Here is a 16,895-nt window from a genome sequence, read left to right on the forward strand (position 1 = left end):
GCCTGCGCGACACAACGGGACGGTTCGTTGCCGGTCGAGAAACGCGAGCGCGCGATCGCGTCCCGATGCCGGCGGGTTCGTCTAAGATGACACCTTTCTCGAAAAAATACGGACACCATGGAGACGAACGACACCGCCACCCCGCAGTCCGATCCCCCCGTTTTCGTGCTGGTGCACGGCGCGTGGCATGGCGCGTGGTGCTACGCCCACGTGGCGGCCGCGCTCGCCGCGCGCGGCTACCTGTCGATCGCACGCGACCTGCCCGCGCACGGCATCCATGCCCGCTTTCCCGCGTCGTATCTCCCACGGCCGCTCGACAAGGACGCGTTCGGCGCCGAGCCGTCGCCGGTCGCGAACACGACGCTCGACGACTACGCGACGCAGGTGATGCAGGCCGTCGACGACGCGTATGCGCTCGGCCGCGGCAAGGTCGTGCTGGTCGGGCACAGCATGGGCGGCCTCGCGATCACGGCGGCCGCCGAACGCGCGCCGGAGAAGATCGCGAAGCTCGTCTATCTCGCGGCCTTCATGCCCGCGTCGGGCGTGCCGGGCCTCGACTACGTGCGCGCGCCGGAAAACAAGGGCGAGTTGCTCGGCCCGCTGATGCTCGCGAGCCCGCGCGTGGCCGGTGCACTGCGCATCGATCCGCACAGCGGCGACGCCGCGTATCGCGAATCGATGCAGCGCGCGCTGTACGACGACGCGCCGCAGGCCGACTTCGACGCGGTCACGAACCTGATGAGCTGCGACGTGCCGGCCACGCCGTTCGCAACCGCGATCCCGACCACCGCCGCACGCTGGGGCGCGATCGACCGCCACTACATCAAGTGCCTGCAGGATCGCGTGATCCTGCCCGCGCTGCAGCAGCGCTTCATCGACGAAGCCGACGCGTTCGCGCCCGGCAACCCGACCCACGTGCACCAGCTCGACAGCAGTCATTCGCCGTTCGTGTCGCAGCCGGCCGTGCTGGCCGGCGTGCTCGCCGACATCGCGAAAAGCTGAGCGGAACGGGCGCGGTCGGTCAGGCGTACGCGACCGACCGATCGCGCCCGAGCCGCTTCGCACGATAGAGCGCGGCGTCTGCCTCGTTGACGAGCACGTCGCAGCTCAGCGCGCCGGCTTTCGCGCACGCGGCGCCGACGCTCGCCGTGACCGGCACGCCGACGCCCTCGGCATCGACCGGCATGCTGCCGATCGCCTCGCGCACCTTGTCGGCCACCCGCATCGCCTCGTCGAGATTCGTGCACGGCAGCAGCAGCGCGAATTCCTCGCCGCCGAAACGGCCGAACGTATCCTGCGCGCGTACGATCGACGCGACCCGGCGCGCCGTCTCGCGCAGCACGGCGTCGCCCGCCGCATGCCCGAAGCGGTCGTTGATCGTCTTGAAGTGGTCGAGGTCGAACAGCAGCACCGACAGGTCGCCGCCGTAGCGCTGCCAGCGCAAGAATTCGTCGCCGAGCCGCGCCTCGAAGAAGCGCCGGTTCGCGATGCCGGTCAGCCCGTCGCGATTCGCGTGTTCGCGCAGCTTCGCGACCGCTTCCTCGCGCTCTCTTTGCATCACGCTCACGTGCGTGACGTCCGAGATCGTCACGCACACGGCTTCGACGTCACGGCCGCGCGTGAGCGGCATGAACGTGCAGTCCTGCTGCATGTAGTCGACGCCGCCCGTGATCGGCCGGTCGTGCTCGAAGCGGAACAGGTAGGGCCGCTGCTCCCACGAGCTGAAGGCGAAGCTGCCGAGCTGAAACACGCTCTCGAGCTTGCGCGACAGCCACGCGCGCGGCAGGTCCGGAAAGCAGTCGAACAGGTTGCGGCCGATCACGTCGGCGGCCGGGATGCCGCTGTGGTCCTGCATGAAGCGATTCCACATCAGGACGGTCATCGAACGGTCGAGCACGAACAGGCCGAAGCCGACCCGTTCGATCACGAGGTCGCTCAGCGACGGGGCGGCGGCCGTCATAGCGCGGACAGCAACGCGTCGAGCGCGTCGCCCATCAGCCGGATCGAATCCTCGGCCATCAACATCACGAAATGCGCGCGGAACGTGTGATCCTCGAGCCCGAAGTTCACCTCGAGCAGCAGCGCGACGCTCCACCCCAGCTCGTTCGGCTGGAAGACGTCGTCGAACGACACGTTCGCGCCGAGCAGCCCCGGCGGAAAGAACACCGGCTTGCGGCCGAGTTCGTCGAGGATCGACGCGACGCAGGCGCCCATCAGCACGTTCGCGACGTCGAACACGAGCTCGTCCGGCGTCGCCATCCCGCCGTACACGCCGTCGCCGAATGTGCGGTCGACGACCGACATGAGCCGCGCGACGCCCGCCGTGCGGCACAGCACGATCGCCTCGCCCTTGATGTCGGAACGGAAGCCCTGGCGCACCGCGGTCACGTTGTCGTGAATGCCCGTCATCTCGCGCAGCGCGGCGCCCGCGTCGGCCGCTTTCACGACGCGCACGCGCGGCACCGACAGCTCGATGAAGTGCCCGAGCAGCAACGCAAGCCGCGCGGCGGCGCGGCCCATTGCAAGGTTGGCGATTTCCTGCAACGCGTCGCGTTGCTCCGCCGTGAACACCGATTCAGGCATACAACCCATACTCCTTGAGAATGGGCAGCAATGCCTCCGACGTCACGGGTTTGGCAACGAATGCGATCGCGCCCAATTCACGCACGCGTGCTTGCGCCTGCGGCTGGATATCGGCGGATACCACGATCACGAACGTGTTCAGATCTTCGTGGCGCAGTGTTTCCAGGACCTGATATCCGCTCATGTCGGGCATCGTCAGGTCCAGAAACATCACGGAAGCTTTGCCGTCACGATAGAGCGCCAAGGCCTCGCGACCATTCGCTGCATACGCGACGTCAACGTCCCAATCTCCCGGCAGCGCCTTTGTCAGAAGTTTGCGAGCGAGCAGCGAATCGTCGGCAATTACAATCGGCAAAGGCATGGGGCGATGCGGTATACGGAATGGTCTCTCTCGCGTTAACGACCGCGCGGCGCATTTCTTGAGTGCCATGCGTTTCGGGCGCGGGGCAACCGCCTCGCAGCCGCGCACGGGCGCCGCGACGCAGGTGCGCGCGACGCACCGCGCGGCAATCGCCGGCGGGCGCATGTATCTGTCATAGGGGAAAGCAAGGCGCGATTCTCGGAGTAAACCGGAGGCGATGCAACTCGCCATTTTCACCATTTCGAACAGAATCGATCCGATCGCGCGCCATTCCGAAAACAGCTGCGACCATTTTCGAGATAAGCACGCAAAATTTTTCCTTGTGTACGTTTGCGCTGCCGGATTCGTCGCGTTTTCAATCTGACGGTTTCCGGCGGGTGGATTCGACGGATCGCGTGCGTACGGCGCCGCACGGCGGGCCACCGCAACTCGTTTATGATGGCAGGCACCTCTGCTTCACCCCCTTTCCTCGATGACGTCCGAACGGCCTGCCGCCTCCCAAGCTTCCGCCCCCCCGCCCGCCGACGACTGGCAGGACGACGGCAGCTACGCGTCCGGCGCACCCGAGCACGATTTCGCGGTGCGCCGCGTGACGCTGATCGTGCTGCTCGTCGCGGCCATCGTGCTGCCGTGCATCTACGTGGTGGTGATGGCGTACAACGACCTGAAGGCGCGCGAGGCCGCCGCGAGCGACGTGACGATGCGCACGGTGCGCGTCGCCGAGGAGCATGCGCTCAAGGTGTTCGACCTGAGCGAAACGCTCGATGCGCGCATCGTCGACCTCGTGCAGGACATGGACGACGCGACCGTGCGCAGCAAGGAATCCGACATCCACGAAGCGCTGAACACGATCGGCGGCGGCTATCCGCAGGTGGCGGCCGTGTCGATCTTCGGCGCGAGCGGAATGCTGCTCGCCAACAGCCTCTACTATCCGGCGCCGTATGCGTCGATCGTGAATCGCGACGACTTCGCCGGCATCCGCGACGGCAAGGTCATCGAACACATCTCGCGGCTGATGATGGGGCCGCTCAAGCTCGAGAACATTCCCGTGTTCAACACGGGCGTCGCGCGACGCCATAGCGACGGCTCGTTCGCCGGCATGGTGTCGATCGCGCTGAAGTCGTCGTATTTCAACGCGTTCTACCGCGACCTGCTCGGCGGCGCGAGCACGCCGATGACGATGGCGCTCGCGCGCTCCGACGGCGCGGTGATCGCGTCGTATCCGCCGCCGCCGTCGCTTGCGCACACCGATCGCTCGGTCACGTTCGGCAATCCGCACAACGATCCGCGCGCGGGTGTCGTGCGCGTGCGCCACGACGGCACGAGCAGCGAGATCGTCGCGTATCGCCAGGTCGGCAGCTATCCCGTCTACGTGAGCTGTGCGTACCGCACGTCGGCGATCTGGCATGAATGGTACGAACACCTGAGCGTGCTGTTCATCTCGATGTTCGCGCCGTCGGTCGCGCTGTGGTCCGTGATCTGGCTATCGCTCAAGCGGCTGAAGGCCGAAGAGCAAGCATGGGATCGCTGGCAGGCCGAAGCGTCGATGCGGCGCTCGATCGAATCGGCCTACCGGCAGTCGCGCAAGATGCAGGCGCTCGGCAATCTCGTCGGCAGCGTCGCGCACGACTTCAACAATCTGCTGATGATCATCTCGAGCAACGTGCAGATCGCGCGGCGGCGCGGCGTGCAGCATCTCGACAAGGAGCTCGACGCGATCGAACGCGCACTGAAGAACGGGCAGTCGCTCACGCGCCAGTTGCTCGGCGTCGCACGCAAGCAGCCGCTGCACAACGAGACGATCGACGTCGGGCAATGGCTCGGCACGTGCCGCGAACTGCTGAAGACGTCGCTCGGATCGAAGTCGTCGCTGGTCGTCGCGATCGAGCCGGGCGTCTGGCCGATCCGCGTCGATGTCGCGGAGCTCGAGCTCGCGGTGATCAACCTCGCGGTCAACGCGCGCGATGCGATGGCGACGGGCGGCCGCTTCACGGTCGGCGCGCGCAACGTCACGCTGCGCCGCGAGGACGGCTTTCCGCTGACCGGCGATTTCGTGCAGATCTCGCTCGACGACACGGGTTCGGGCATGGCGCCCGACGTGCTCGCCCGCGCATTCGAACCGCTGTTCACGACGAAGCCGCAGGGGATGGGGACGGGGCTCGGCCTGCCGCAGGTATTCGCGTTCTGCGAACGCTCGGGCGGCCTCGCGACGATCGACAGCGCGGTGGGCGCGGGTACGTCGGTGCGTCTGTACCTGCCGCGCGCGCGCGCCGAGGACGTCGTCGCCCGGCCGGCGGCCGGCGCGCACGACGCGGGCAGCGGGGCACTCGCGGGCTTGCACGTGCTGCTCGTCGAGGACAACGGCGAAGTCGCGGCCGGCACGGAAGCGCTGCTGTCGCTGCTCGGTCATCGCGTGACCTATGCGCCCACCGCCGACGACGCGTTGCGCCTGATCGAAGGCGCCGCGGCGAACGACACGTTCGATCTCGTGATTTCGGACATCCACATGCCGGGCCGCCTGAACGGTATCGACCTCGCCGAAGCGGTCGAAAAACGGCCGGGGAAGCTGCCCGTGATTCTCGTCACGGGTTACGCGGAGGAGCTCGACCGTACGCGCACCGTCAACGTCCGCGTGCTGTCGAAGCCGTTCGACATCGCGCTGCTCGACGAGATCCTGCTGGGCATCCGCGAAGCGCGCGACGCACGACACACCGGCGCGTGACCGGCCGCGTGCGGCCGACGCCGACGCCGACGCCGACGCCGACGCCGACGCCGACGCCGACGCCGACGCGACGGCGTGAACGGGCGCGTCGATCGGCCCGACGACGTCAGGCGGATTTCAGCAGGCGCACCCAGCCCGCATAGCGATCGACGAAGCCCTGCAGGAACTTGCGGGTGTCCTCGCTGACGATCTGCCCCTGGTCGTCGATGCGCGCCGGATCGTGCTTGATGAACATCTCGGGCTGACCGAGCGTCTTCACGTCGAGGTACGCGAGCACGTTGCGCAGGTGCTGCTGCGCGAGCGCGGTACCGACTGCACCCGGCGACGTGCCGAGCACCGCGCCCGGCTTGCCCGACCATGAGTTGGAACCCCACGGGCGCGAGCCCCAGTCGAGCGCATTCTTCAGCACGCCCGGAATCGACCGGTTGTATTCGGGCGTGACGAACAGCAGCGCGTCGGCGGCTTCGATCGATTGCTTGAAGCGTTTCGCGACTTCGGGGAAATCCGCGTCGTAGTCCTGGCTGTACAGCGGCAGTTCGCCGATCTCGACGAACTCGAACGAAAAATCGGCGGGGGCGAGCGAGATCACGGCGTGCGCGAGCGCGCGGTTCGTCGAAGCGCTGCGCAGGCTGCCGACGACGACTGCAATACGATAGGACATGGCATTCTCCTTCCGGTGAGTGAGGAATCGGATCGATTGCTTCCGAACGGGCGACAAAGGTCTGTTTATAGGCAAGCCAGCCCGCGAGCCGTCCCACGGGGCCGTCCGGCCGACTTTCCACAAGGTTTTCCACAGAAATTGTGGATAACTCGACCGTTATGTTCCGACGTTACAGATTGCCGCCGCGCGCCGACGTCGACGCGCGACAACGCGCGACAAGGTTCGGCAAGCATAGCGCAGCGCGGCGGCCGGTTTCGTGAATTCGTGACGGAACATTGCGTTGCAGGCCGGCACCGCGCCCAGTAAGCTGCTCGCACCGCGACGCGCCCGCTGCGCGACGCTCGCGCGATTCGCTTCGAGACACTGCCAACCAGACATGCCGTCCGCATACGACGACCCCATCTATCTCGCGCAGCTGCGGCGCGACCTGCTGCGCTTCGCACGACTCCAGCTCCGCGATGCCGACGCGGCCGAAGACGCCGTGCAGGAAGCGCTGGCCGCCGCGTGGTCGCATGCCGGCGATTTCGCTGGGCTGTCGGCCCACAAGACCTGGGTATTCGGCATCCTGCGCAACAAGCTGATCGACGTGCTGCGCGCACGGCAGCGGATGGTGAGCCTGAGCGCGCTCGATGCGGAGCTCGACGGCGAATCCGTACTCGATCGCGAACTGTTCAAGGACAACGGACACTGGGCCGCGCATGCGAAACCGCGACCATGGCCGAAGCCCGAAACGCTGTTGCAGCAACAGCAGTTCTGGACGCTGTTCCAGGTCTGCCTCGACCATCTGCCCGAGCAGATCGGACGCGTGTTCATGATGCGCGAATTTCTCGACGTCGAGATCGCAGACATCTGCAGCGAGTTGACGTTGACGACGAATCACTGCAGCGTGCTGCTGTACCGGGCGCGTACGCGCCTGCGAACCTGCCTGAGCGAAAAAGGAATGACGACCGAAGATGCTGCCGGGGAAATGTACTGACGTGACACGACTGCTGTCGGATGCGCTCGACCGGCATCTGACGCTGCACGAGCGCCTGCAGGTGCGCGTGCATTTGCCGACCTGCAGCGGATGCCGCGCCTATCGCGAACAGATCGCGCTGCTGCGGACGGCTGCGAAAGCGGCGGCGGGGCGAGGCCCGGACGACGACGATGGATCGCCCGGTGGAGGCTAGGCATCCGGTGTCGACGTATCGTTCCGGCGGCGGCGAGCAGGTTGCCCGGCGATCGCGTCGGCCTGGACTGCCGTTGCGTGTGCCGGGTTGGGCTGAGCCACGTTGATGCAATAAGAAAAATACGCCGGCCAAGAATTATTCGAACAGCGCCCTCACCGACTCGGGCGGGCGACCGATGGCCGCCTTGCCTCGATACACGACGATGGGACGTTGCAGCAAAATCGGATGAGCGACGATCGCTGCGTAGGCTTCGGCGTCGGTCAAATCCGCGCGGGCCAGGTTCAACGTCTTGTACGGCTCCTCGCCGTCGCGCAGCATGTCGCGAACCGGACGGCCGAGCTGCCGATGCAGCGTTTCCAGTTCCTCGACCGTCGGCGGCGTCTTCAGGTACTCGACGACGTTCAGCGGCGCGTCGGCGGTATTCAGCGACTCGACCAACGTCAGCGTCTCGCGGGACTTCGAGCATCGGGGGTTGTGGTAGATCGTGATCATCATTCAAGCCTGGATGGTGGAGCCCTGTATTGTAGCCAGTCTGTATCGGGGAGCTCGGTGGGGTGGTTCGACCGAGATCAGGGTGGCTTTCCTTTCGACAGGTCGCTGAGACGGGTCGGTTTGGCGATGCGCGGTGATCGGGAGAGGGGCGTGCGTCAGGTCCGGGAAGACGTCTCAAAGAGTGGTTCTGTTTATGCGCATAAATTCGGGGCGGCCTGCTTCGCGAGACCAGGAAGTGCGGTTAGCGCAGTCAATGCTTCGTGAGCGCTGCCTTGAAACGCATACATGATGGCAAGGCGGTTGGTTTATGCGCATAAAGCCCGTGATCGTCGGGCGGGGTACTCGCGACGCCGGGTCTGGACACATGTCGATGCTAGAGCGCCCGGCAATCGCCGTATCTATATGCTGTCCTGCCACGACATCGTCGCGCGCCTGACTCAGGCGAGATTCCTGCCAGCGGCCCCTTCATCACAGGCACTCGTTGCGTCGGGTTTATACGCATAAACGCTGCGGCCCGACAGGGCGCTGCCTCGATGCGCGTCGTTCCGCTCAGCGATGCCCGTCGTGGACACGCATTCGACTCGGGCTCGCAGATCACTCCTCTCACTTGCGAATGCCGGACGCTCTAACGACGGCGTCGCTCGTCCTGGCCGCCGCAGACTTTATGCGCACAAACTCCCGGCTCGGAAGCGACGCAGCTCGTCCGGCGAAAGGGCAGCGCGCCGAGACATCTTCGCAACGAACAGCCCTCCGACGCTGTGGCAGCCGTGAGGACCCAACCTCGAGCAGTCCATCCCGTCGGCATCCGCCTCTCGATCGCCAATACACCGCCTAAATGCGTCAACCCATCGCCGCCGCCTCGTTTATGCGCATAAACCGATAGACCGAATGGCCAACGCGTAGTTGTTGAACGACAATTTCATTGAAATTCAAATATCGTCCTGTAGAATTCCAACGACCCAAACAGGAGTGAAAATTGGCCGCGGAAATCATTGCAGTCACTCAACAAAAAGGCGGCGTCGGCAAAAGCACGATTGCCATGCATCTCGGCGCCGCGTTCCATGAAAAGGGGAAGCGCGTCCTCGTCATCGACGCAGACCGTCAAAACACGCTGGTTCACTGGTCGAGCGCATCCGGCGACAGCGACAATGGCATCCCGTTTCCGGTCGTCAATCTTGCCGAAGCCGACGGCCAGATCCATCGCGAGATCAAGAAGTTCATCAACGACTACGACATCATCGTCGTGGACTGCCCGCCGTCGATCACCGAGAAAGTCTCCGGCGTCGTCCTGCTGGCCGCATCGATTGCCGTGATCCCGACATCGTCGTCGCCGGCCGATTACTGGTCGAGCGTCGGGCTGGTCAAACTGATTCAGCAGGCACAGGTGATGAACGAAGACCTCCGCGCGGTCTTCCTGCTGAACAAGACCGAAGAGAAGCGCATGCTGACCCGCGAGCTCAAGCGTGCACTCGAGGAGCTCGGCTTCCCTCTGCTGAAGACGCAGATTCCGACTCGGGAAGCGTACAAGCAAGCAATGGCGCTCGGTCAGACCGTACTGCAGATGAACGATCGCGGCGGCAAGCTGGCCGCGGCCGAAATTCGCGCATGTGCCGACGAAATCGTCGCCATGCTGCCCTGACTTTATGCGCATAAAGGAGTCACATGAAACCCTCCCAATTTGCCAAAGGATTCCAAGCGCGCCCGGATATCACGACGAGCGAGAAGCGCACGGCGCTTGATCGCCTCAATGCGATCGACGGCATCGTCAAGTCCGAGACGCCCGCCGCGGCGCCGACCAAATCCGCGAAGAAAGACATCGCACCGCCGCCTGCTCCCGAATTCACGATCGATCCGTCTATCGACGAATCGCAGCAATATCGCGCGTGGCGCCTCGAGAATCGCTATGCGCCAGGGCAGGTGATCGAGCTCCCGCTGAAGGCGATCAAGCACAGCCCGTTCAACCCGCGGCACTTCTACCTGAAGTCGTCGATTGCCGAACTCGCGGTCAACCTCGCGAAGCAGGGGCAGCAGCAGGCGATTCACGTGATCCCCGATTACGACAATCCGGGCACGTATTTCGTGAGCGACGGCGGCCGTCGCGTGCGGGCGCTGAAGGAAGCGAACAAGGAGTCGGTCAAGGCAATCGTGATCGACGTGCCGATCGGCATCCAGAGCTACAAGCTCGGCTACGACCTCAACGTTCAGCGCGATTCGCAGACGGTGTTCGACAACGCTGTCGTGTGGCGCCGCTTCCTCGACGAAAAGCATTTCCAGAGCCAGAAAGAACTCTCTGAGCATCTGGGGCTCGACGAGTCGACGGTGGCCGTCGCGCTGTCGATCGGCAAGTTGCCGGAAGCGATCATGCAGGAAATGGTCGCGCGCCCCGACCGCTTCGGGTCGAACATGGCGTATCAGGTCGGCCGCTATCACAATGCGCGCGGCACCGAGGCGACGCTGCGGCTGATCAACAAGATCGTGTCGGACGATCTCAGCACGCGTCAGGTGTCGGACATCGTCAAGGGCCGCGTCGCGGCACAGGAGACGCCGAAGGCCGCGGGCCGTCAACGCTATGCGCAGCGTCTCGAGATCAAGCTCGGCGGCAAGTCGGTCGGAGACCTGAAGTCGTATGGCGAAGACCGCATCGAACTGCGCCTGCGCGGCCTCCCGAAAGACAAGCGTGACGCAATCCTCGAGCAGCTCGAGCGGATGCTGTTGTCGGAATGATGGAGGCGGCCGGCGGGGCTTGGTGAGGACGCCGGCCCCACCCGAGGGCTAGGACCGGCGGCGGCCCGTCAGCGGGCCTGAGCGGGCCTCAAGCGGCCCGCGACTGGTTCAGCGTGAACGATAGCAGATCGCCATCCGTCGGCTCGCCCCAGGTCTTCTGCGCCAGCCAGTCGAAAAAGGCCGTCTCGGCCAGCTTGGAATCGAGGCCGCGCTTGCGCCAGTCGTCGCGCAGATGCGAGCCCATCGTCGGCAACGCCTCCGATTCGAACGACTCGCGCGCCACTTCGCGCTCCGCGTCGCCCTGCTCCTCGTACAGCACCTTCGCTTCCTTGCGACGGAACGCCGCGAACTCGCTCAGCAGGCGCGCCTTCAGATCGTCCGGTTGCGCCGCCGCGACCTTCGCGGACGGCGTGCCGGCCGGCAGCGCGTCGACCGACTCGACCGGCGGCGCATACCCCTTCTTCAGCGCATCCTTGAACAGCGCCGGCGCGCTGCGCACCGGCGGCAGCGTCGTGCTGCGCATCCGCTGCTCGGTCATCTGCAGTGCGGCGCGAATCCGGTTTTCCTCGCTGTCCGCATAGAGCGTCTGCGCTTCCTTCAGCGGAATCCCGAGTTTCACCATCCGGTCGACCAGCGTGCTGTCGAACACGTTCGGGTGTTCGTCGAGCGCGAGCATCGGCTGCTTGCGTTCGGTCACGCGGAACTGGATCTCGGCAACCCGACGCCCTTCGCGATGCTCGATCAGCTCGACGAAGATGTTGGTGACCGCGTTGACTTCCGCGATCGCGGGCCGCAGGTAGTCGCGCTTGAAGTACTTGTACTCGCGCTTCGCTTCGTCGCCGGCTTCCGTGTCGGGCGTGCCCGACAGGATGGGCCGCCACCATTCCCACGGCTCGCGCATCGTCAGGTGGCTCGGGTTCGTCAGGTAGCGCACGCAGATCTCGTACAGCGCGAGGCCGGCGCTACTGCGCAGCTGGCTCTGGAACTGCAGGCTCAGGCGCGCATACTGAACCGGGTCGAGCAGTTTCTTCTTGATCTTCGGTGCGAACGAGAATTCGACCCACACGCGGCGGGTCGTCGGATCCTCGAGAATTTCCGCATCGGCGATCAGCGTGGAGATCCCCCACTTGCGGCCCGGCTTCTGGCTCGAGGTTCCCGTGCTCCATTCGACCTGCACCGACACCATGCGGCGCAGGTGTTCCTTCACCAACGCGGTGTCGTTCGAATCGAAAGCGGAGTTGGCGACGATGTCCGACAGCAGCGCGCGATACGTGTCGCCCGAGTCGTCGGCCTGCTGCGCGACGGCCAGCAGGACATTGAACAGCTTGCGAGTGAGGAGCGTGATCTTGCCGCTCTTCGGCTGAATGGCGATCGCCTCGACGGCCTTTCGCAATTCGGCTGAACTGGCACTCACCACATCCACATCGGTTTTCTTGGCGCGCTTCGTCGTGGCCATACGTCGGGTCGGAGGAGAAGTTTCCCGGAAGGATAGCGCCTGCGGTGATGTGCGTCCAGAACGACATGCTCACCATAGCCGGTGAAGCGCACCGGCAAAACGGCGCTCACCCGAACCGCTCCCGAAAAGGCTCACCGGTCCGCCAGTACGACGTTCCGGACTCTTCCAGACGTGCCGCGGCATGCGCCGATTCACAGAATTTCACCTGTGCACGACACGTGCGAAATTGGCTCCCGTATCGGCTCACCTTTCGATTTGTCGTAATTTTGCGACTTCACAGCCGTGAGTCCGACACAGGGTCGCGATTGCACCTCACCGTTCCTCCCCGAGCGCCGCAGATAGGCCTGTATGCATGTACAGGCGCGGCCCACTGGAAGATCGGTTCGACTTCGACTCGTGGAAAACCGCCGGCGAAACCGGCGCGTGCGACCCCGATCAGTGATTGCTCGGCCAGTCCGGGCGGGCATTGTACAGTGCACGAATCGTGTCGGGTCCCGAAAATGCTCACCTCTGGCACAGCATGTTGATTTGTCCGGATAGCGACGAAGGCCCGACACACGCGGGACTGGCTGCCGAACATTCCCGAAAACGCTCACCTTTCGGGAAAATGCGGCACAGCAGCGGGCACGGAAATGGCTCCCGAAAAGCCTCACCGTAACCGGCGCGGTATCAAAAATCCCAATCCGTTCCGATACTTATGCATGGAAGGCATTTGGCTGTGCAGCGCCGCGATCCCCCGAAAACCCTCACCTTTCGACCGGGATCCTTCATACGACACCCGTATGCCGCCTCCCGAAAATCCTCACCTGTGCCAAAAGGTGGCACAGAAAAAACGAGATTTCTTCCAGTCCTGGCGGGCTTTTCGGCGAATTGGGCCGGTCACAGGTCCCGAAAAGCCTCACCTTTGACCATTTTTTCAGCAAATACGACTCCCGAAAAACCTCACCTGTGAGCCAAGTCACGGCCTGTGGCCGACGCCCCGAAAAAGCTCACCTTAAGGAGATCAGAGCAGGAAAACCCGGATTTCCCTCCCGAAAAACCTCACCTTTGGGGCATCACAGGCCCCGGAAAGCACTTTTGCTGTGCAAAATGGCGTCCGCCTCCCGGAAATCCTCACAGCAAATTCCCGTGGAGTCCCGTGAAACCTCACCTTTCGCCAAATCTGCCCAAAAGATGGGCAGAATCGGGGCGCAAAGCAGGTCCTGCAAATTCTCACCTATGTCTGCACGGGCAGAAAACTGTGCAGTCAGGCGCCGCGCGGCTTTCGTGGCTGTGCGGCCCCGAAAACCCTCACCTTTGGGAAAACTCGTGTTTTACTGTGATCCCGAATCCGCTCACGACCTTTCCTGCAACGGCTCACGCAGCTCCCTGAACCCCATCACGTCAGCTCCCGCAGAAGATCACCTTGGCTCCCGTAAAACTTCACCTTGTCGGCCGGAAAGCCTTGCCCCATAAGGCTGTGCCGTGGCGTTAACGTTTTTAACTAAGGGTTCAAGGGTGTTTACTTCTAATACTCTCAAGACATCGGCCGACGAGTTTTCCACAGACACCCCAACCCCTGAACACCCACGGGCAACCGGATTCGTCGTCATGTGAAACAAATGCCCAAATTCGGGGCTCGCTGGAAATCGCTTGTAATACAAGGGCTTGGCTGATTTTCTTCGCTTTGTTTCACGGAATTCCAGCCTACCTTCGGCAGGATCGGCTCAGAACCCCGATTTCTGTGCAAAGCGACGTAAATTCACAACGGACCCTCGAAAGAAGTATCAATAGATACGTATTTCGTTATGATTGCCACATTCATTGTCTGCGAGTGTTGCCATGACCCTGGACGAAATGCGTCAAGTCATTCGGGAAGAACTGGAATTGCTGCGCGCAAGCGGTGCGCGGCGCCAGGAATTGTCGCTGCATGCGTGCAAGCGCTTGTTCTTCGATCTCGGTATCCGGCCGTCGGCCGCCAACGTCCGCGATCTCACCCAGACCGGCAGCGCCAGCGACATCCCGAAAGACATCGACCATTTCTGGGAACGCATCCGTTCCGCCTCCAAAATCAGGCTCGACGGCGCGGCGATACCTAAAGCCGTCGAGGAAAAGGCCGGCGCGTTGCTCGGCGCGCTCTACGAAGAGGCATTGAAAGCCGCGCGCGACAGCCTCGATGGAGACCGGGAAAAGGTTCGCGCCGACATCGCCGACGCCGAGCAGCGATTGCGGGACGCAACCGTCCGCCAGGAAACGCTCGAGGGAGCGCTCGCGCGCGGTGAAGCGAGAAACGAGCAATTGCAGGCGCGGGTGACCGAACTCGAGGTGCAGCTCGCGTCGCAAACCACCCACGGTTCGGCAAGCGAAGCCACATTGCTCACCACAGTCGCCCGACTGGAAAAGGAACTGGCCGCAGCTGCCAGCCGGATCGATGCCGAACAGGCACAGAACGCCGCGCTGCGCGACCGCATCGATGCGCTGCAAGCCGAATTGCAGCAGCGCACCGAGCACTACGCGCAGCAAATCAAGGATGCGGTGGCCGAAGCCGAACGCCGTGTCAAACCGATGCTGGTCGAACTGGACTCGTTGCGCAGCATGGCGTCGACCTACCAGAGCGGATTGCGCGACGTTCAGCGCAAGGAGTTCGATTTCCTGCAGCAATTGAGTTCGGCGAAGGCGCGTGCCGACCGGCTCGAAGAACAGTTGCGCGCCCAGAGCGACGAACTGGACCGCGCAACGCGCGACATGAGCTCGTTGCGTGCGAACCGCGGAATGAATCCGGAAATCGCCGAGCTGCTGCGGCGCCTGGCCGACGCCGGACAACTGGATGCGGATGCGTATGCCGCGATCGGCACCTCGCTGGATCACGAGATTCCGGCGCCGACCCGGTGTCCGCATTGCGATGGCGAACCGGAACTGTCACATGGCGACGAGGGTTTCGAAGTCACGTGCCCCGAGTGCGAGCACGCGTCGGGCGCATGGCCGTCCCGCTTCGAAGCCGCCGCGCGTTTCGCGCATACCTGACCCGAAGGCCGGCAACGCTGCACAGGTGAGAGGATCCGAGAAGCCCGCGGTGAGGATTTTCGGGAGCTGTGAAAGGGTGAGGCTGCGCCACGCAAGGCTGCTCACGGATCGATTCGCGTGAGCAGCCGTTTCCGATCAGTGAGTTTCGTCGCGGTCGGATGCGTCACCGCTGCCGTCGGCCAGCCCGTCGCGCCAGTTTTTCCATGCGCGATGCAGGCGATTCGACGAGATCGGCCGCATGAAGCCCAGCCATTTGCCAACGCGCTCGGGCGGCACGTCGTGTTCGAACAGCTCGGCCGCGTAGGTATTGCGCAATGTTTGCGGGCTTGCACGCGCGGTGCGTGACGACGTGAGCCCGGCCGATTCGACGATCGCGTCGATCGCGCGCAGCATCGTCGCCTTGTGCATCGGCCGCCCGGCATGCGATGCGGGGAAGACGAGCTCCCCCGGAATCTGCTGGCGTTTGCGTTCGGTGAGCCAGGCTTCGAGCAAGGCGATCGCGAACGAAGCCAGATGGGTTTCGCGTGCGTAATCCGGATGCGTCGACTCGATCCGCAGCGACGTCGTGCTCGTATTGATGCAACTAATCGTAAGTGCGCGCGCTTCTCCGGTTTTGATGCCGGCACCGAGAAACGCGGCGACGAGCGCCCGATCACGGCGTTCCTTCCAGTACGCGGAACCCGATACGCCGATCGGCGAAAACAGATACGCGAGCAACGTCGCGCGCTCCGCCGGCGTGAGGAAACCGGTCGGTTCGTTGTCGCGGGCCTTTCGCCAGTTCGCTTCGCCATCCTGAGCAATGAAGCGGGCCGGGTTGGTCGATGCGTACTCGGTGCGGCGGACATGATCGAGCACACGCTCGATCAGCCGAAGATAGCGCATCCGCTGCGTTTTCTTGATCGGCAACTCGCCGACGAAGTTCGCGATGGTCGGCGTATCGACCGTCGCCAGGTTCTTTTGATGTGCACGCATCCACGCGAGAAACGCGCCCCATTGCGCGCGATAGACATCGGCCGACGAGCGGCGATAGTTCTGCATCGCCAGCCACGCGTCGAACGCGGTTTCGGGCGAGACGACCCAGTCGGACGCATCGCGGTCGAACAGATCCTTTTCTTCCGGCGGGGTGGTGGTGTCGGGAGAGGCGGGAAGGGACATGGCATTAATTCCGTTAGTTGCGTATATGGTAGCCCTTTCCGCAACGTATCGGGCGGCAAACGGGTGAGCCGGCCGCAGTGCGCCGCGGCCGGGGCTGGGCCATCAGTCGCCCCACGCCTTGGATTGGCGGTGAGCGCGCGCGGGACGCGCGGTATCGTGCGTCGTTGCCGCGGCTTCGTAAGCGAGAACGGCGAATGAAAAGACCGCGGGCAACGCATTCGAGCGCCCGAAGTCGATCGGATCGTCCGTCTCGGGAAACGTCATGTCCGACGGCCGTTCGAACAGTTGACGCATGCCAGCGTCGTGCCGGCTGGCGAAGCCGAGATCGGCGAGCGCTTCGGCTTCGATCGCGTGCAGCAGGCGCCACGTCAGCGGCACGCGCTGACGGATGTAGCGTCCGGCGATATGGCGAACGATCAATTCGAGGTCGTGCGCGGCAGCCTTGAAGCTGAGCGCGGCCAAGTCTTGTTCTTCTGTCATTGCAGGCTCCCTGTCGACCGGGGCGGGCGCCTCGGTGCGCCAGCTCCGGCCCTTGCATGGCGGAATGTCCGTTTACTGTACAAACATAC

15 protein-coding genes are annotated in these 16,895 nt (G+C 64.0%); 7 read left to right on the forward strand and 8 right to left on the reverse strand.

The features are described from left to right. Positions 1-117 precede the first annotated feature (117 nt). Positions 118-1,002, forward strand: coding sequence for an alpha/beta fold hydrolase (locus WS61_RS05530; protein ID WP_059499601.1), 885 nt, complete (start codon positions 118-120; stop codon positions 1,000-1,002). A 19-nt stretch (positions 1,003-1,021) separates the two neighbouring features. Here the strand turns inward: WS61_RS05530 and WS61_RS05535 are convergent, their stop codons facing one another. The 3 genes from WS61_RS05535 to WS61_RS05545 are packed head-to-tail and all read right to left on the reverse strand — an operon-like array spanning position 1,022 to position 2,944. Then, positions 1,022-1,960: a GGDEF domain-containing protein gene (locus tag WS61_RS05535; protein WP_059499602.1), complete on the reverse strand. Its 939-nt coding sequence runs from the start codon at positions 1,958-1,960 to the stop codon at positions 1,022-1,024. Next, positions 1,957-2,583, reverse strand: coding sequence for a chemotaxis protein CheC (locus WS61_RS05540; RefSeq protein WP_034205817.1), 627 nt, complete (start codon positions 2,581-2,583; stop codon positions 1,957-1,959). The genes WS61_RS05535 and WS61_RS05540 overlap by 4 nt, the downstream gene beginning before the upstream one ends. Then, a complete protein-coding gene (locus WS61_RS05545) occupies positions 2,576-2,944 on the reverse strand; it encodes a response regulator (RefSeq protein ID WP_011548759.1) in 369 nt (122 codons plus the stop codon). The genes WS61_RS05540 and WS61_RS05545 overlap by 8 nt, the downstream gene beginning before the upstream one ends. A 472-nt stretch (positions 2,945-3,416) precedes the next feature. Between WS61_RS05545 and WS61_RS05550 the strand changes: the two genes are divergently transcribed. Continuing rightward, positions 3,417-5,666, forward strand: a complete 2,250-nt coding sequence (locus WS61_RS05550; protein ID WP_059499603.1) for a hybrid sensor histidine kinase/response regulator — start codon at positions 3,417-3,419, stop codon at positions 5,664-5,666. Between the two features lie 106 nt (positions 5,667-5,772). Here WS61_RS05550 and WS61_RS05555 read toward each other — a convergent pair whose 3' ends face one another. Further along, positions 5,773-6,327 (reverse strand): NADPH-dependent FMN reductase, encoded by a 555-nt coding sequence (locus WS61_RS05555; protein ID WP_059499604.1) that lies wholly within the window; start codon positions 6,325-6,327, stop codon positions 5,773-5,775. Positions 6,328-6,703: 376 nt separating this feature from the next. On the opposite strand from WS61_RS05555, the gene WS61_RS05560 reads away from it, so the two are divergent. Both WS61_RS05560 and WS61_RS05565 read left to right on the forward strand, forming a co-directional pair. After that, positions 6,704-7,303, forward strand: coding sequence for an RNA polymerase factor sigma-70 (locus tag WS61_RS05560; RefSeq protein ID WP_059499605.1), 600 nt, complete (start codon positions 6,704-6,706; stop codon positions 7,301-7,303). Continuing rightward, the gene (locus WS61_RS05565; protein ID WP_059499606.1) at positions 7,281-7,496 is read left to right on the forward strand and encodes a zf-HC2 domain-containing protein; all 216 of its coding nucleotides are present in this window, start codon (positions 7,281-7,283) and stop codon (positions 7,494-7,496) included. The genes WS61_RS05560 and WS61_RS05565 overlap by 23 nt, the downstream gene beginning before the upstream one ends. Before the next feature lie 135 nt (positions 7,497-7,631). On the opposite strand, the gene arsC is transcribed toward WS61_RS05565, so the two are convergent. Further along, entirely contained in the window at positions 7,632-7,988 is a 357-nt protein-coding gene (arsC, locus tag WS61_RS05570; protein ID WP_059499633.1) for an arsenate reductase (glutaredoxin), read from the reverse strand. 976 nt (positions 7,989-8,964) lie between these two features. Between arsC and parA the strand changes: the two genes are divergently transcribed. Both parA and WS61_RS05580 read left to right on the forward strand, forming a co-directional pair. Further along, positions 8,965-9,627, forward strand: coding sequence for a ParA family partition ATPase (parA, locus tag WS61_RS05575; RefSeq protein WP_006480195.1), 663 nt, complete (start codon positions 8,965-8,967; stop codon positions 9,625-9,627). A 23-nt stretch (positions 9,628-9,650) separates the two neighbouring features. Beyond that, complete coding sequence (locus tag WS61_RS05580; protein WP_034205811.1) at positions 9,651-10,712, forward strand: ParB/RepB/Spo0J family partition protein; 1,062 nt, start codon at positions 9,651-9,653, stop codon at positions 10,710-10,712. A gap of 88 nt (positions 10,713-10,800) precedes the next feature. Here WS61_RS05580 and WS61_RS05585 read toward each other — a convergent pair whose 3' ends face one another. Next, on the reverse strand, positions 10,801-12,168 hold the full coding sequence (locus WS61_RS05585; RefSeq protein ID WP_006480193.1) for a replication initiation protein: 1,368 nt from the start codon (positions 12,166-12,168) through the stop codon (positions 10,801-10,803). Between the two features lie 1,821 nt (positions 12,169-13,989). Here WS61_RS05585 and WS61_RS05590 point away from each other — a divergent pair. Continuing rightward, a complete protein-coding gene (locus tag WS61_RS05590; RefSeq protein WP_059499607.1) occupies positions 13,990-15,171 on the forward strand; it encodes a DNA-binding protein in 1,182 nt (393 codons plus the stop codon). 135 nt (positions 15,172-15,306) lie between these two features. Here WS61_RS05590 and WS61_RS05595 read toward each other — a convergent pair whose 3' ends face one another. Together WS61_RS05595 and WS61_RS05600 are read right to left on the reverse strand one after the other, a co-directional pair. Further along, complete coding sequence (locus WS61_RS05595; protein ID WP_059499608.1) at positions 15,307-16,326, reverse strand: tyrosine-type recombinase/integrase; 1,020 nt, start codon at positions 16,324-16,326, stop codon at positions 15,307-15,309. Between the two features lie 102 nt (positions 16,327-16,428). Further along, on the reverse strand, positions 16,429-16,806 hold the full coding sequence (locus tag WS61_RS05600; RefSeq protein WP_059499609.1) for a DUF2471 family protein: 378 nt from the start codon (positions 16,804-16,806) through the stop codon (positions 16,429-16,431). Between the last annotated feature and the right edge of the window lie 89 nt (positions 16,807-16,895).

The organism is Burkholderia sp. ABCPW 11 (assembly GCF_001523445.1).
Lineage (GTDB): Bacteria > Pseudomonadota > Gammaproteobacteria > Burkholderiales > Burkholderiaceae > Burkholderia.

Coding starts and splice junctions, on each gene's coding strand:
- WS61_RS05530 (WP_059499601.1), top strand. CDS start 118: ATGGAGACGAACGACACCGCCACCCCGCAGTCCGATCCCCCCGTTTTC.
- WS61_RS05535 (WP_059499602.1), bottom strand. CDS start 1,960: ATGACGGCCGCCGCCCCGTCGCTGAGCGACCTCGTGATCGAACGGGTC.
- WS61_RS05540 (WP_034205817.1), bottom strand. CDS start 2,583: ATGCCTGAATCGGTGTTCACGGCGGAGCAACGCGACGCGTTGCAGGAA.
- WS61_RS05545 (WP_011548759.1), bottom strand. CDS start 2,944: ATGCCTTTGCCGATTGTAATTGCCGACGATTCGCTGCTCGCTCGCAAA.
- WS61_RS05550 (WP_059499603.1), top strand. CDS start 3,417: ATGACGTCCGAACGGCCTGCCGCCTCCCAAGCTTCCGCCCCCCCGCCC.
- WS61_RS05555 (WP_059499604.1), bottom strand. CDS start 6,327: ATGTCCTATCGTATTGCAGTCGTCGTCGGCAGCCTGCGCAGCGCTTCG.
- WS61_RS05560 (WP_059499605.1), top strand. CDS start 6,704: ATGCCGTCCGCATACGACGACCCCATCTATCTCGCGCAGCTGCGGCGC.
- WS61_RS05565 (WP_059499606.1), top strand. CDS start 7,281: ATGCTGCCGGGGAAATGTACTGACGTGACACGACTGCTGTCGGATGCG.
- arsC (WP_059499633.1), bottom strand. CDS start 7,988: ATGATCACGATCTACCACAACCCCCGATGCTCGAAGTCCCGCGAGACG.
- WS61_RS05580 (WP_034205811.1), top strand. CDS start 9,651: ATGAAACCCTCCCAATTTGCCAAAGGATTCCAAGCGCGCCCGGATATC.
- WS61_RS05585 (WP_006480193.1), bottom strand. CDS start 12,168: ATGGCCACGACGAAGCGCGCCAAGAAAACCGATGTGGATGTGGTGAGT.
- WS61_RS05590 (WP_059499607.1), top strand. CDS start 13,990: ATGACCCTGGACGAAATGCGTCAAGTCATTCGGGAAGAACTGGAATTG.
- WS61_RS05595 (WP_059499608.1), bottom strand. CDS start 16,326: ATGTCCCTTCCCGCCTCTCCCGACACCACCACCCCGCCGGAAGAAAAG.
- WS61_RS05600 (WP_059499609.1), bottom strand. CDS start 16,806: ATGACAGAAGAACAAGACTTGGCCGCGCTCAGCTTCAAGGCTGCCGCG.